Consider the following 13928-nt stretch of genomic DNA (forward strand, 5'->3'; position numbering starts at 1 on the left):
CAACGGGCGATTATAGTCCCAAAAGATGCCCTATGGCATATGCAGAAGGCGCGGCGCGACACTTTCCGTGGACGCCACGCGCGAAAGACTGTATCCTTCGCATCGCTCAGGAGTTTCCCGTGCGGCTGTAGCTCAGTGGATAGAGTATTGGCCTCCGAAGCCAAGGGTCGCTGGTTCGATCCCAGCCAGCCGCACCACCTGACGCATTTCTTCCTTTGCCCTTGCGGCGACACTTTCCCCGTACTCTGCTTGCATCAAGACGAATGGCTGCCCGCATCTGCAGACAGCCATTGCTTTCCTTGCTAACTATATAAATAGATTGTCGATCCAGAATCGCTTGCTTTGCCTGCTGCCTACAGCGTGATGTAGCGCCTCAAGCGCGGCCCCAGGCTGTTCGTCACCGCCAGCGGCAACCTCTGCCACGCACTCTCGATCATCGGCCGCAAGTTCGACTTGATCCCTCCGCCGGCCCCCGGCACGGCAATCGGCGCGGCCTGCAAGGCCACGCCTTGTCCATCCCACTCGCGCCAGTCGAGCGCCACCGGCAGCGCCCCCCATTGCTTCTTGAATTTATAGGTCCCCTCGCCATAGGTCGAGCGCCCGAAATCGAACTGGCGCACGCCGCGCTCGCACAGCTGGGACTGGATCGTCCAGTACAGCAGCATGTTTGGCGCCAGCGGGTTGTAGTCGGCCAGGGTCGAGGCCCAGGGGATTACGGCCTTGTCGCCGCACAGCAGCACCCAGCCGGCGCCGACCGCCTTGCCCTCGTGGCGGACGATGACGATGAGCATGTCGCCGGCCGCGCTGTAGTGGCGGTGGATCGCGTCGAACCAGGCGCGGCTGTGCGGCGGGCTGCCGAGGCGGCGCATGTTGCGGCTGTAGACATCGTAGAACGCGGCCACCGCCGAGGCGCCTTCCGCCACCTCCGAGGTCAGCCCGTTCTTTTCCGCCTTGCGCACCTGGCTGCGCAGTTTCGGCGGATAGCTCTGCATCAGGGCCGCCGCGCTGTCGGGCAGGCCGAGCAGCATGCGCACCTTGCGGCCTGCCAGCGCCGCTTCGTCGAGCGCGTCGTCATGCGAGCAGCGCAATTCCAGCCCGTTGGCACGGGCGCCGCCGATGTCCATTCGCGCACGCGCGGCCAGCGCCTCGCTCACCTGCGGCGACGCGGCCAGCGGGCCGCCCAGGTCGCAGAAGGGCAGCGAGATCCAGCGCGGCCGTCCCAGCGGGCGGTTGACCGCCGACAGCGGCAGGAATCCAAGCAGCTTGCCGGCGCGGCGCGCCACCAGGGCCTGGCCCGGATAGCCATAGGCATCGGCCACCGCGCGGCGCCAGGCCGCCAGGTGGTAGGCGCTGCCGTCCGGGCAGGCGCGGGCAAAGGCGTCGAGCTCGTCGTTGCCAGGGGCGTCGAGGCTGAGGTAGGAGAATTCGAGGTCGTTCAAGCGCTGCTCCTGTGCGCACCGGGCGTTTCTAGCGGTGCATGATTGATCGCGCCAGATTGTATACGATTGACAACTTCTTCCCGGTTTGGGTGCGCAAAAGTGTGGCCTGCGCACGATTCATTTTCTTACGGAACTTGTTTATCAGAAAATGCTAATATTGCATTGTGTCCCTGTGGCGAGCGAATCGCCCGGACACCGCAGCAAGTCTGCACAGACACGTAAGGAGAACGTCAGACATCGGCGCCCGGTTACGCATCGTCCGGCACAGCCGCCATGTTCAGGCAAGTTCATCCAGCATGCATGGAACGGGAGCCTTGGGAAGCGTTCAGATGCAAATACAACATCGTCCAAAAACGTCTGTTGTTGGTATTCTACAAACAGGAACCCGGTGTTGAGGCGGCTCCTGTTTCCATGCTATATTAAAAATTAGCATAATAGCAAAACTTTATTCGATAACGGAAGCTGATAATGAAAGCAGATCAGGTCGTCGCAGTAGTTGGACTGGGTTACGTCGGGCTGCCACTGGCAGTGGAGTTCGGCAAAAAAGTAAGAACGATCGGTTTCGACCTGTCGGCAGCCAAAATCGAGAACTACAAACAATTTATCGACCCGACGGGCGAAGTCTCGACCGAGCAGCTGAAGTCGGCCAGCCAGCTGGAAGTGACGACCGACCCGGCCATGCTGGCCGAGGCCGATTACGTGGTGGTGGCGGTGCCAACCCCGGTCGACATCGCCCATAACCCGGATTTCACCCCGCTGATCGGCGCCAGCACCACGGTCGGCAAGCACATGAAGAAGGGCGCGATCGTCGTCTTCGAATCGACCGTGTACCCGGGCGCCACCGAGGAAGTCTGCATTCCGTTGCTCGAAAAGCATTCGGGCCTGAAGTGGAAGGACGATTTCCACGTCGGCTTCTCGCCTGAGCGCATCAACCCGGGCGACAAGGAACATACGCTCACCACGATCCTGAAGGTCGTGTCGGGCGACGACGACGAATCGCTGGAACAGATTGCCCAGTTGTACGAATCGGTGATCACCGCCGGCGTGCACCGCGCCTCGAGCATCAAGGTGGCGGAAGCGGCAAAGGTCATCGAGAACACCCAGCGCGACCTGAATATCGCGCTGATGAACGAACTTGCGATCATTTTCGACAAGATTGGCATCGACACGCTGGAAGTGCTGAAAGCGGCCGGCACCAAGTGGAACTTCCTGCCGTTCCGCCCGGGCCTGGTCGGTGGCCACTGCATCGGCGTCGATCCTTACTACCTGACGCACAAGGCCGAGATGGTCGGCTACCATCCGCAAGTGATCCTGGCGGGCCGCCGCATCAACGACGGCATGGCCAAGTTTGTTGCGGAAAAAACCGTTAAGTCGATGATTTCCTCGGGCTTCCAGGTAAAGGGCGCGAAAGTCAACGTCATCGGCCTGACCTTCAAGGAAAACTGCCCCGACCTGCGCAACTCGAAGGTGGCCGACATCGTCCATGAGCTGGAAAGCTACGGCGTCGACGTCCACGTCTACGATCCGCTGGCTGAAAGCGCCGAAGCCGAGCACGAGTACGGCATCAAGCTGGAATCCTGGGACAGCCTGCCGAAAGCCGACGCCCTGATCGCCGCCGTGCCGCACAAGGAAGTGCTGGCGCTGTCGCTGACCGACTTCCAGGCCAAGCTGAACGACGGCGGCTGCTTCATCGACGTCAAGTCGCAATTCGACGAGGCAGCCCTGCGCGAGGCCGGCTACTGCGTCTGGCGCCTGTAAATTTGCCTGTAGCCAGGGCCGCCTGTGTGCAGCCGCCTGTGTGGCGGCTGCGCCGTCTCCAGCGGTTCCTTGCATGGCGCAATCGAGAAAGTGTTTCGAAACTGTGAATAAGATTCAAGACGTAAGGCAGCATCTGGGCCAACACAGCCACCATTGGCTGGTTACCGGCGCCGCCGGCTTCATCGGCTCGAACCTGGTGGAGGCGCTGCTCGCGCTCGGCCAGCGCGTGACCGGGCTCGACAATTTTGCGACCGGGCATCGCCGCAACCTGGAGCAGGTGAAAGAATCTGTCACAAAAGACGCCTGGATGAAATTTAATTTCATCGAAGGCGATATTCGCAACAAAGCGGACTGTGCGCTGGCATGCGAGGGCGTAGACTTCGTGCTGCACCAGGCCGCGCTCGGCTCAGTGTCGCGTTCGATCGACGATCCGATTGCCACCAATGAAACGAATGTCACAGGTTTCCTGAACATGCTCGTTGCCGCCCGCGACGCGAAAGTCCGTCGCTTCGTCTATGCCGCGTCGAGCTCGACCTACGGCGACCACCCGGCCCTGCCGAAGGTGGAAGACGTGATCGGCAGCCCGCTGTCGCCGTATGCGGTGACGAAATATGTGAACGAGCTGTACGCGAACGTGTTCGGCCGTACCTATGGCATGGAGTCGATTGGCCTGCGCTACTTCAACGTGTTCGGCCCGCGCCAGGACCCGAACGGCGCGTATGCCGCCGTGATCCCGCAGTGGGTGGCGGCGCTGATCCGCAACGCGCCGCTGCGCATCAATGGCGACGGCGAGACCAGCCGCGATTTTTGCTACATCGACAACGTGGTGCAGGCGAACCTGCTGGCCGCGCTGGCGCCGGGCGAAGCCGCCAACACGGTGTACAACGTGGCGCTCAACGAGCGTACCAGCCTGAACGCGCTGTACGCGATGATGCGCGGCCTGCTGGCCGAACGCTTCCCGCATGTGGAAGCGCACCGCCCGGAATACGTCGACTTCCGCCGTGGCGACGTGCGCCACTCGCAGGCCGACATCACGAAGGCGGAAACGCTGCTGGGCTATGCGCCCACGCACCGCATCGAAGAAGGCCTGCGGCAAGCCATGGACTGGTACGTCCGCGACCTGCAAGGGTCGCAAGCGGTATCCGGATAAGCAAGAAGAAACAAGAAGAACTGGAGGGCTGACGTGTTTAGAATCTCTAATCACTACGTGTCGAAGATCGTTTCCGTGCTGCTGGTGGTGGAAGTGCTGGTGCTGCTCGGCGCCGCCTACGCCGGCGCGGCCCTGCGCTACATCGAGGTCGACAATGGCGTGACCCTGCCGCCGCTCGACCATTTCTTCACCTCGGCCGTCGCCTTTGCCCTGGCCATCGTGTTCAGCATGAGCGCGATGGGCATGTACCAGCTCGACTTCGAGGATGGCCTGCGCCACCCCTTCCTGATGAAGCTCCTGCCGTCGTTCGTGATGGGCTTCCTGATCCTGACCCTGGTGTTCTACATCGCGCCCGAGCTGTCGCTGGGCCGCGGCATCCTGCTGCTGGTGTTCGGCCTGGCGGCGGTCGGCATCTACCTGGCGCGCATGATCTTCTTCAAGACGTCCGAGGCACGCTTCCTGCAGTCGCGCATCATGTTCCTCGGCGGCGGCCCGCTGGCCAAGGAATGCGCCGAGCTGGCCGACCGCGCCGCGCGCTACCACCGCTACGACATCGCCGGTTTCATCCCGGGCGCCGGCGAAGACTTGTGCGTGCCGCAGAATGGCCTGCTCAAGGTGCGCGAAGGCGATTCGCTGGTCAAGCTGGCGCGCCAGTATAACGTGCAGGAAATCGTGGTCTCGGTGCAGAACCGCCGCGGCGGCTTCCCGATCAAGGAACTGCTGGACTGCAAACTGCAAGGCGTAAAGGTCACCGACGCCGCCACCTTCTTCGAGCGCGAAACCTGCCAGATCCGCGTCGATTCGATCCAGCCGAGCTGGCTGGTGTTCGGCGGCGGCTTCGACCAGAGTTTCGTGCGCACCTTCATGAAGCGCAGCTTCGACCTGGTGTGCAGTACCGCCATCCTGGCGCTGACCTTCCCGATCATGCTGCTGGCGGCGCTGGCCGTTCGCCTGGAAGACCGCGGCCCGATCTTTTATTCGCAGGAGCGCGTCGGCAAGGATGGCAAGAGTTTCTTCGTCCATAAATTCCGCAGCATGCGCGCCGACGCCGAAAAGAGCGGCAAGCCGCAGTGGGCGGCGCAGAACGACCCCCGCGTCACGCGCGTGGGCAACTTCATGCGCAAGACCCGGATCGACGAGCTGCCCCAGATCCTCAACGTGTTCAAGGGCGAGATGTCCTTCGTCGGCCCGCGTCCGGAGCGTCCTTACTTCGTCGAGCAGCTGATCGAAGTGGTCCCGTACTACAATGTCCGCCACAGCATCAAGCCGGGCATCACCGGCTGGGCCCAGGTGCGCTACGGCTACGGTTCCTCGGCCGAGGACGCGCTGCAGAAACTGCAGTACGACCTGTATTACGTGAAGAACAACAGCCTGTTCCTCGACTTCCTGATCCTGATCGACACGCTGAAGGTGGTGCTGTTCCGCAGCGGCCGTTAAGCGTTTGCGGTTCGACCTGTCCCGGCTGCGGCCGGGATCGGCTTTTTGCGGGCCCTCCCAGACCATGGATAGTGTTTCCCTGACCAGTATCGCCGCGTTCAGCTATGGCTTTGCCGCCATTGGCTTCGCGGCGCTTGCCGTGCCGCTGCTCACCCGCTGGCGCAGGCGCGCCTATGGGCCGGTGCTGACCCTGGCCTGCGTCGCCACGGCGCTGTGGGGCGCGGCGCTGGCCGCCGCCGCGGGCGACGGCATGCTCTGGACCGATCTCAGCGACGCCATGGAAGTGGCGCGCAATGCCGCCTGGTCGCTGTTCCTGGTGGTGCTGCTGGGCGACTACCACCAGAAGGGCAGCCGCCTGCCTTTCGGCGTGCGGCCCTCGCTGTTCGTCGCCGCCGTCTGCTACCTGCTGGCGCTGGGCGCCGCCTTTGCCGGCTACTGGGACCTGGCCCTGCTCGACTCGGTGCTGCCGGTGACGGCGCGCGTGGCCCAGGCCGTGGGCGGCATGCTGCTGGTCGAGCAGGCCTACCGCAACAAGACGGCCCAGGAGCGCTGGGCCATCAAGTTCGTCTGCCTGGCCATCGGCGGCATGTTCGCGTATGACTTTTATTTGTACAGCCACGCGATGCTGTTCCGCGAGGTCGATCCCGACATCTGGGCCGCGCGCGGCGTGGTGAACGCGCTGACGGTGCCGCTGATCGCGGTGTCGATGCGGCGCGCCAAGTCCTGGAGTTCGCCGCTGGCCGTGTCGCGCCGCGCCATGTTCCACTCGGCCGCGCTGTTCGGCTCCGCCATCTATCTGCTGGCGATGGGCTCGGCCGGCTACTACCTGCGCTACTTCGGCGGCAGCTGGGGCACGGTGATGCAGGTGACCTTCCTGTTCGGCGCCTTGCTGCTGCTGGCGGGGATCCTGTTCTCGGGCACCTTCCGCGCCTGGTTGAAGGTCTTCATCAGCAAGCATTTCTATAGCTACGGCTACGACTACCGCGAAGAGTGGATGCGTTTTACGCGCACGCTGTCGGAAGGCGGCGAGAACCTCGGCGAGCGCGCCATCCAGGCGGTGGCGGCCCTGGTCGAAAGCCCGGGCGGGCAGTTGTGGCAGCGCCGCGAAGGGGGAGCTGACGGCGTCGGTTCCTACGAGCCGGCCGCCAACTGGCAGGGGCCGGAAGTCGACGTCAAGGAGCCGGGCGACTCGGCCCTGTGCCGCTTCCTGGAAAGCACGCAGTGGGTGATCGACCTCGGCGAATTCGTGACCGAGCCGGAAAAATACGATGGCCTGGAACTGCCGCAGTGGCTGAAGGAGTACCCGCGCGGCTGGCTGGTGGTGCCGCTGATGATGGGGAATAAGCTGTTCGGCTTCGTGGTGCTGCAGACCGCGCGCAGCCCGATCAAGCTGAATTGGGAAGTGATCGATTTGCTCGACATCGCCGGCAGCCAGGCCGCCAGCTACCTGGCGCAGCAGGAAGCGGCGAACGCGCTGATGGTGGCGCGCCAGTTCGAGTCCTTCAACCGCATGTCCACCTTCGTGGTGCACGACCTGAAGAACCTGGTCTCGCAGCTGTCGCTGATGAACGCCAACGCCGCCAGGCACAAGGACAATCCCGAGTTCCAGGCCGACATGCTGGAAACGGTGTCGCTGTCGGTGCAGAAGATGCGCCTGATGCTGCAAAAGCTGAGCCGCATCGACGTCCAGGAAAAGCCAGCGCCGCAGCCGCTGGAAACGGTGGTGCGCCAGGCGATGGCGCAAAAGGCCGCGTTCGAACCGCGCCCGCAGCTGCGGGTAATCGATGCCGGCCTGCGCGTGCTGGCCGACCGCGAACGCCTCGAACGCGTGCTCGGTCACCTGATCCAGAACGCGATCGAAGCCACGCCGAAGGAGGGCAGCGTCACCATTTCGCTGGTGCGCGCCGGCGAGGCGGTGCAGGTCGAGATCGCCGACACCGGCGAAGGCATGAGCGAGGAGTTCATCCGCGAGCGCCTGTTCAAGCCTTTCGAGTCGACCAAGTCGGCCGGCATGGGCATTGGCGTGTTCGAGAGCCGCGAATACATCAACGAGCTGGGTGGACGCCTGGAGGTCAGCAGCCAGCCCTCGCGCGGCACCACGTTCAAGGTCATCCTGCCGCTCTACCAGCGCGATGCGCTGCTCGAGCGGGCAGCCTGACCGACGAGTACAAGACGAGACAATACGAGACGATACGAGAGCAAGGGACAAGGAACACCGTGACACAGAATAAACCGAAACTCCTGATCATCGAAGACGACCCTGGCCTGCAAAAGCAGCTGAAGTGGAGCCTGGATGCCTACGACGTAGTCGTGGCCGGCGACCGCGAAGCGGCGCTGGCCCAGATCCGCCGCCACGAACCGGCGGTGGTGACCATGGACCTGGGCCTGCCGCCCGACCCGGACGGCTCGACCGAGGGCCTGGCCACGCTGCAGCAGATCCTGGCGCTGGCGCCGGACACGCGCGTGATCGTCCTCACCGGTAACCAGGACCATGCGAATGCCGTGAAAGCGATCGGCCTGGGCGCCTACGACTTCCACCAGAAGCCCTGCGACCCCGAGGTATTGAACCTGGTGATCCAGCGCGCCTTCTTCCTGCACAACCTGCAGCAGGAAAACCGCCGCATGCAGCAGCAGCAAGCCGATTCGCCGATGTCGGGCGTGATCTCGCGTGCGCCGAGCATGCTGAAGATTTGCCGCAGCATCGAGAAGGTGGCGCCGACCTCGGCCTCCGTGATGCTGCTGGGCGAATCCGGCACCGGCAAGGAAGTGCTGGCGCGCGCCGTGCACGCACTGAGTCCGCGCGCCAAGGAACGCTTCATGGCGATCAACTGCGCGGCAATTCCCGAAAACCTGCTCGAATCCGAACTGTTCGGCTACGAGAAGGGCGCCTTCACGGGAGCGGCGAAGCAGACCAAGGGTAAAGTCGAGCTGGCCCACGGCGGCACCTTCTTCCTCGACGAAGTGGGCGATTTGCCGATGCCGCTGCAGGCCAAGCTGCTGCGCTTCCTGCAGGAGCGCGTGATCGAGCGCATCGGCGGCCACGAAGAAATTCCGGTCGACGTGCGCATCGTCTGCGCGACCCACCAGAAGCTGAAGGAACTCTGCGCCACCGGGCGCTTCCGCGAAGACTTGTATTACCGCCTGTCCGAGATCGTGGTCACCATTCCGCCGCTGCGCGAGCGCGAAGGCGATGCCGCCCTGCTGGCGCACCACTTCAAGAACAAGTTCTGCGCCGCCGAGTCGCGCCCGTCGCTGCACTTCGCGCCGGATGCGATCGCCGCCATCGAGGCCTACAACTGGCCGGGCAACGTGCGCGAGATGGAAAACTACATCAAGCGCGCCGTGATCATGGCCGACGGGAACACGATCGTCGCCGACGACCTGGGCCTGCCGGGCGAGGGGCTGGAAGAAGAGCCGATCAATCTGCGCCAGGTACGCGACGAAGCCGAGTACAAGGCCATCGTCAAGGCGCTGGCACGGGTGGACGGCAACATCGTCAAGGCGTCCGAGATCCTCGGCATCAGCCGCCCGACCATGTACGACCTGATGAGCCGCCACAACATCAAGACCGGAACGTGAAGCGCCTGGCCGGCGCGCTGGCGCTGCTGGCGCTGCTGTTCGTGGGCGCCGTTGCCGGCGCGCTGGCGTATCTGCAGGCGCAAGGCGTGGCGCCGCGCGCGCTGGCGCCTTACCTGCTGCACCGCACGAGCGGGCACAACGCGCTGATCGAAGGCGCCGGCCGCGTGACTGCGGGCGCCTTGCTGCGCCTGGACCGCGGCAGTGCGCTGGGCCAGGCGATGCCGCCGCTGGTGGTCGGCGCCCAGCCGCAGGCCGCGCCCAGCGAAGGCAACGAACGTCCGGTTGCCACGGTCGAGGAAGCGCGGCGGGCGCTGGCCGCTGCCGCCCCCGGCGACGTCATCACCTTCCTGCCCGGCAGCTATGCGGTCAAGGGCAAGCTATTCGCCAGCCGTGCCGGCAGCGCGGAGGCGCCGATCGTCGTGCGCGCCGCGCTTCCCGGCACGGTGCGGATCGCCTTCGACAGCGCCGAGGGCTTCGTGGTGTCGGCGCCCTACTGGCGTTTCGAAAACCTGGGCATCCGCGGCGCCTGCCGCTACGACGACAACTGCCAGCATGCCTTCCACGTAGTCGGCAACGCCCACCATTTCGTTGCCCGCAACAACACGCTGGCCGACTTCAACGCCCACTTCAAGATCAACGGCGAAAAGGGCGCCTTTCCCGACCACGGCCTGATCGAATCGAACACCCTGTCCAACACGGGCGCGCGCCGCACTGCCAGGCCGGTGACGCCGATCGACCTGGTCGGCGCCAGCGACTGGACGGTGCGCGCCAACATCATCCGCGACTTCGTCAAGGGCAGCGGCGACCGCATCAGCTATGGCGCCTATGCCAAGGGCGGCGCCCAGCGCACGGTCTTCGAACGCAACGTGGTGCTGTGCGAGGAAAAGCTGCTGGGCGCGCCGGGGCAGCGCATCGGCCTGTCGTTCGGCGGCGGCGGCACCGGCAAGCGCTATTGCCGCGACCGCCAATGCATCACCGAGCACGACGCCGGCATCATGCGCGCCAACCTGGTGGCCGGCTGTTCCGACGTCGGCATGTATTTGAACAGCGCAGCGGGCACGCGCATCCTCGACAACACCCTGCTCGACACGGCCGGGGTGCAGGTGCGCTTCCCCACCAGCAGCGCCACCTTCGAGGGCAACCTGGTCGACGGGCCGATCCGCAGCGATGCCGGCGGCGTGGTGCGGCTGGGCGAGAACCTGGTCACGCCGATCTGGCAGCTGTACCTGGGGCGGCATCCGCAGCGGGCGCTGTTCACCGATAGCGCGCGTGTCGATCTGCGTTGGCGGGATGGCGCACCCCGCCGTCAAGCCGGGGAGCCTGGCAGCGATCTGTGTGGCCAGGAGCGCGGGGCACAACGCGCTTTCGGTGCATTCGAGGATTTCAGGCAGTGCCTGCGCGCCGTGCCGTGAGCGTGAAAGGCTTATCGACAGATATCTTTCGATAAGCGGAGAATCAGTCTGGTACCGCCAGGATCACGCTCGACGCCTTGAAAATGGCCGTCACCGGCTTGCCTGCCGCCAGCTCCAGCGCCTCGCTGCTGTCGTTGGTCACGATCGCCGCCACCGCCACGCCGCCGTCCAGGTCGATCACGACCTCGGTGTTCACGGCGCCCGGCTGCACCCGCGACACGGTGCCGCGCAACTGGTTGCGTGCCGAGAAGCGCGCGGTTTCGTCTGCTGCCACCAGGATGATCGACGAGGCCTTGATCAGCGCAAATGCTTCGGCGCCGGGCTTGAGGCCGAGTTCCTGGGTGCTGCCATGGGTGATCACTGCCACGATGCGGTGGCCGCCGGCGACGTCGAGTGCGATCTCGTCATTGACGGCGCCGGTCTTGACCGAGGCAACTTTACCGAGGAACTGGTTACGGGCGCTGGTGCGCATGCTGATTCTCCTGATGAGCAGGTATTCGTCGGCCAGGCCTGCGCTCTGCCGTCCGAGTTGTTCGACAAAGCGCCGGTGTTCCTGTTCCACTTGCTGGAAGTTCTGCACCAGCTGGACGCCGCGTGGCGTGAGGCGGGTACCGCCGCCGCCCTTGCCGCCGGCCGCGCGCTCGACCAGCGGCTCGCCGGCGAGGTTGTTCATGGTGTCGATGGCGTCCCAGGCCGCCTTGTAGCTCATTCCGGCGGCTTTGGCGGCCTGGGTGATCGAGCCGCACTCGGCAATCTTCGCCAGCAGGGTCAGGCGGTTGCCGCCGCCAAAGTTTTCGCCGCCGACGGTCAGCCAGAGCTTGCCCTGCAGTTCCAGGGGCTTGTCGGAAGGCGCACTCATGCTGCGGCCTCTTGGCAGGACAGGAAAGAGATGAAGAACATGGTGGCTCCGGTAAGGTTGCGCAGGCAGCGCGCAAGGATGCGCGATCCTACCTGTGCGTTTTCTTTTCAGCAAGTACGGGGTCGATGTCGGCATCCATGACGAGCGCGCCATGGTGGACGGCGCCATCCTGCATGCGCACTACGTGGTCGCCGAAGACCTCGGCGTCGGCCACGTCGTGGCTGATCAGGATCATCGGCAGCGCCAGCTCGCGCTGCAGGCGGTCCAACTCGCCGCGCAGGACCGTGCGCAGGTCCGGATCGAGGGCGGCGAAGGGTTCGTCCAGCAGCAGGGCCGCCGGCTGCGCCACCAGGGCGCGCGCCAGGGCCACGCGCTGGCGCTGGCCGCCCGAGAGTTCGCCCGGCAGCTGGTGCGCCAGGTGCTCGAGGTGGAAGGCGGCGAGCCAGCGTTCGACTGCCTCGCTGCCGGCCCGCCTGCCCGGATTGTGCCAGCCCGGCGTCTCGCCAAAGGCGATGTTCTGGCGCACGCTCAGGTGCGGGAACAGGGCGTAGTCCTGGAACAGGTAGCCCATGCGGCGCGCCTGCGGCTTCAGGTTGATGCGCTGCTGCGCATCGAACAGCAGGGCGCCGCCGACCATGATGCGGCCGCTGTCCGGGCGCAGCAGGCCGGCGATCGCGCGCAGCGTCTGGCTCTTGCCGGCGCCCGAAGGACCGAGGATGACCAGGCGCTGGCTGTCGGACTGCAGGCGCAGGTTCAGATGAAACGTGCGTTTGCCGGAGCGCAGGGTTTTCTGGATGTCGAGATCGAATTGCATCGGATGATTCTAGCGGTACCCGACGCGGCCCGGGGCAAGCCGCCCCGCCGTCAGCAGCACGGCGATGCAGACCGCCGAGGTGATCAGGACCAGGGTATTCGCGATGTCGTCCTGCCCGGCCTGCACCGCCTCGTAGACGGCAATCGACAGCGTCTGGGTGCGCCCCGGGATGCTGCCGGCCACCATCAGCGTGGCGCCGAATTCGCCCATCGCGCGTGCGAATGCGAGCAGGGCGCCGGCCAGGATGCCGCGCCAGGCCAGCGGCAGGGTCACGCGCAGGAACAGCGCCGCCTCGGAGATGCCGAGCACGCGCGCCGCGTCTTCCAGGCGGCCGTCGACGGTCTCGAAGGCGGCGCGCGCCGGCTTGAATACCAACGGGAAGGCGACAATCGCCGCGGCGATCACGGCGCCCTGCCAGGTGAAGATCAGGTTGATGCCGAACCAGTCCTGCAGGCTTTGCCCGATCCAGCCCTTGCGGCCCAGCAGCACCAGCAGGTAGTAGCCGAGCACGGTGGGCGGCATCACCATCGGCAGGGTGAGGATCGTGTCCAGCAGTTCGCGCCCCGGAAAGCGGCGCCGCGCCAGCAGGAAGCCGACCGCCACCCCCAGTACGAGCGCAATCGCGGTGGCCCAGCAGGCGACTTTCAGCGACAGGGCGAGGGCGGTCCAGGTCGGGTGCATCGAGGATCAGCGAATCGTGTTCAAGGCTTGAGGAAGCCGTAGCGGGCCAGCACGGCCTGCGCTGCCGGGGCCCGGACCCAGGCGATGAAGCGGCGTGCCTCGGCAAGGTCTTTCGCGCCGGCGGTGGCGGCGATCGGGTAGCTGATCGGCGTGGACAGCGGCACCTCCATCGTCACCTTGACCTTGCCCTTGAAGGCGACGGCGTCCGAACCGTAGACGAAGCCGGCCTCGGTTTCGCCGCGCGCCACGTAGTCGAGCGCCTGGCGCACGTTCTGCGTCATGATCATTTTCGGGCCCAGCGGCGCCCACAGCTTCGCCGCCACCAGGGCGTCCTGGGTGTAGCGGCCGGCCGGTACGCTGGCCGGGTTGCCGACGGCCAGGCGCGTCACTTTTTCCTGGCGCAGGTCGTCGACGCGTTTCAGGTTCAGGGTGCTGTCGGCCGGGACCACCAGCACCAGGGTATTGCGCACGAAATTCACGCGCTCGTTCGGGGCCACCAGCTTCTGCTTGACGGCCGCGTCCATGGTTTCCTGGTCGGCCGAGGCGAACACGTCGACCGGCGCGCCCTTGGCTATCTGCTGCAGCAGGGCGCCGGAGGCGGCGAAGTTCAGCAGCACCTTGCTGCCCGGGTGGGCGGCTTCGTAGCTTTGCGCGATTTCCTTGAAGGCGTCGGTCAGGCTGGCGGCGGCCGAGACGGTGATTTCGGCGGCTTGGGAAGTGATGTGAAACGCGGCGCTGGCCGCGAACAGGACGGCGGTGGCAAGCAAACGGCGGGTGGTCACGGCAGACACGGGAAGTC

General features: G+C 65.3%; 11 protein-coding genes and 1 tRNA gene. 7 read left to right on the forward strand and 5 right to left on the reverse strand.

All coding sequences use genetic code 11. The features are described 5' to 3' along the window. Positions 1-121 precede the first annotated feature (121 nt). Positions 122-197, forward strand: a tRNA-Arg gene (locus ACWYRN_RS09200). A gap of 156 nt (positions 198-353) precedes the next feature. Here the strand turns inward: ACWYRN_RS09200 and ACWYRN_RS09205 are convergent. Beyond that, entirely contained in the window at positions 354-1439 is a 1086-nt protein-coding gene (locus ACWYRN_RS09205; RefSeq protein ID WP_488692104.1) for a GNAT family N-acetyltransferase, read from the reverse strand. Between the two features lie 468 nt (positions 1440-1907). Between ACWYRN_RS09205 and ACWYRN_RS09210 the strand changes: the two genes are divergently transcribed. The 6 genes from ACWYRN_RS09210 (at position 1908) to ACWYRN_RS09235 (ending at position 10775) form a co-directional block, all read left to right on the forward strand. Continuing rightward, on the forward strand, positions 1908-3197 hold the full coding sequence (locus tag ACWYRN_RS09210) for a nucleotide sugar dehydrogenase (RefSeq protein WP_488692105.1): 1290 nt from the start codon (positions 1908-1910) through the stop codon (positions 3195-3197). 73 nt (positions 3198-3270) lie between these two features. Further along, complete coding sequence (locus tag ACWYRN_RS09215; protein WP_488692106.1) at positions 3271-4347, forward strand: SDR family oxidoreductase; 1077 nt, start codon at positions 3271-3273, stop codon at positions 4345-4347. A gap of 33 nt (positions 4348-4380) precedes the next feature. Further along, positions 4381-5784 (forward strand): TIGR03013 family XrtA/PEP-CTERM system glycosyltransferase, encoded by a 1404-nt coding sequence (locus ACWYRN_RS09220; protein ID WP_488692107.1) that lies wholly within the window; start codon positions 4381-4383, stop codon positions 5782-5784. 64 nt (positions 5785-5848) lie between these two features. Further along, the gene (prsK, locus tag ACWYRN_RS09225; protein ID WP_488692108.1) at positions 5849-7942 is read left to right on the forward strand and encodes an XrtA/PEP-CTERM system histidine kinase PrsK; all 2094 of its coding nucleotides are present in this window, start codon (positions 5849-5851) and stop codon (positions 7940-7942) included. 59 nt (positions 7943-8001) lie between these two features. Beyond that, entirely contained in the window at positions 8002-9363 is a 1362-nt protein-coding gene (prsR, locus tag ACWYRN_RS09230; RefSeq protein ID WP_488692109.1) for a PEP-CTERM-box response regulator transcription factor, read from the forward strand. Beyond that, the gene (locus tag ACWYRN_RS09235) at positions 9360-10775 is read left to right on the forward strand and encodes a right-handed parallel beta-helix repeat-containing protein (protein WP_488692110.1); all 1416 of its coding nucleotides are present in this window, start codon (positions 9360-9362) and stop codon (positions 10773-10775) included. The genes prsR and ACWYRN_RS09235 overlap by 4 nt, the downstream gene beginning before the upstream one ends. 43 nt (positions 10776-10818) lie before the next feature. On the opposite strand, the gene ACWYRN_RS09240 is transcribed toward ACWYRN_RS09235, so the two are convergent. The 4 genes from ACWYRN_RS09240 to modA all read right to left on the reverse strand — a co-directional run bounded on the left by ACWYRN_RS09240 (position 10819) and on the right by modA (position 13920). Next, entirely contained in the window at positions 10819-11634 is an 816-nt protein-coding gene (locus ACWYRN_RS09240; RefSeq protein ID WP_488692111.1) for a TOBE domain-containing protein, read from the reverse strand. Positions 11635-11722: 88 nt separating this feature from the next. After that, positions 11723-12448: an ATP-binding cassette domain-containing protein gene (locus tag ACWYRN_RS09245; RefSeq protein ID WP_488692112.1), complete on the reverse strand. Its 726-nt coding sequence runs from the start codon at positions 12446-12448 to the stop codon at positions 11723-11725. A 9-nt stretch (positions 12449-12457) separates the two neighbouring features. Then, positions 12458-13129: a molybdate ABC transporter permease subunit gene (gene modB / locus ACWYRN_RS09250; RefSeq protein WP_229436118.1), complete on the reverse strand. Its 672-nt coding sequence runs from the start codon at positions 13127-13129 to the stop codon at positions 12458-12460. A gap of 20 nt (positions 13130-13149) precedes the next feature. Then, the gene (gene modA / locus ACWYRN_RS09255; protein ID WP_488692113.1) at positions 13150-13920 is read right to left on the reverse strand and encodes a molybdate ABC transporter substrate-binding protein; all 771 of its coding nucleotides are present in this window, start codon (positions 13918-13920) and stop codon (positions 13150-13152) included. Between the last annotated feature and the right edge of the window lie 8 nt (positions 13921-13928).

Source organism: Massilia sp. BAP21, assembly GCF_057801335.1.

Coding starts and splice junctions, on each gene's coding strand:
- ACWYRN_RS09210 (WP_488692105.1), top strand. CDS start 1,908: ATGAAAGCAGATCAGGTCGTCGCAGTAGTTGGACTGGGTTACGTCGGG.
- ACWYRN_RS09215 (WP_488692106.1), top strand. CDS start 3,271: ATGGCGCAATCGAGAAAGTGTTTCGAAACTGTGAATAAGATTCAAGAC.
- prsK (WP_488692108.1), top strand. CDS start 5,849: ATGGATAGTGTTTCCCTGACCAGTATCGCCGCGTTCAGCTATGGCTTT.
- ACWYRN_RS09240 (WP_488692111.1), bottom strand. CDS start 11,634: ATGAGTGCGCCTTCCGACAAGCCCCTGGAACTGCAGGGCAAGCTCTGG.
- ACWYRN_RS09245 (WP_488692112.1), bottom strand. CDS start 12,448: ATGCAATTCGATCTCGACATCCAGAAAACCCTGCGCTCCGGCAAACGC.
- modB (WP_229436118.1), bottom strand. CDS start 13,129: ATGCACCCGACCTGGACCGCCCTCGCCCTGTCGCTGAAAGTCGCCTGC.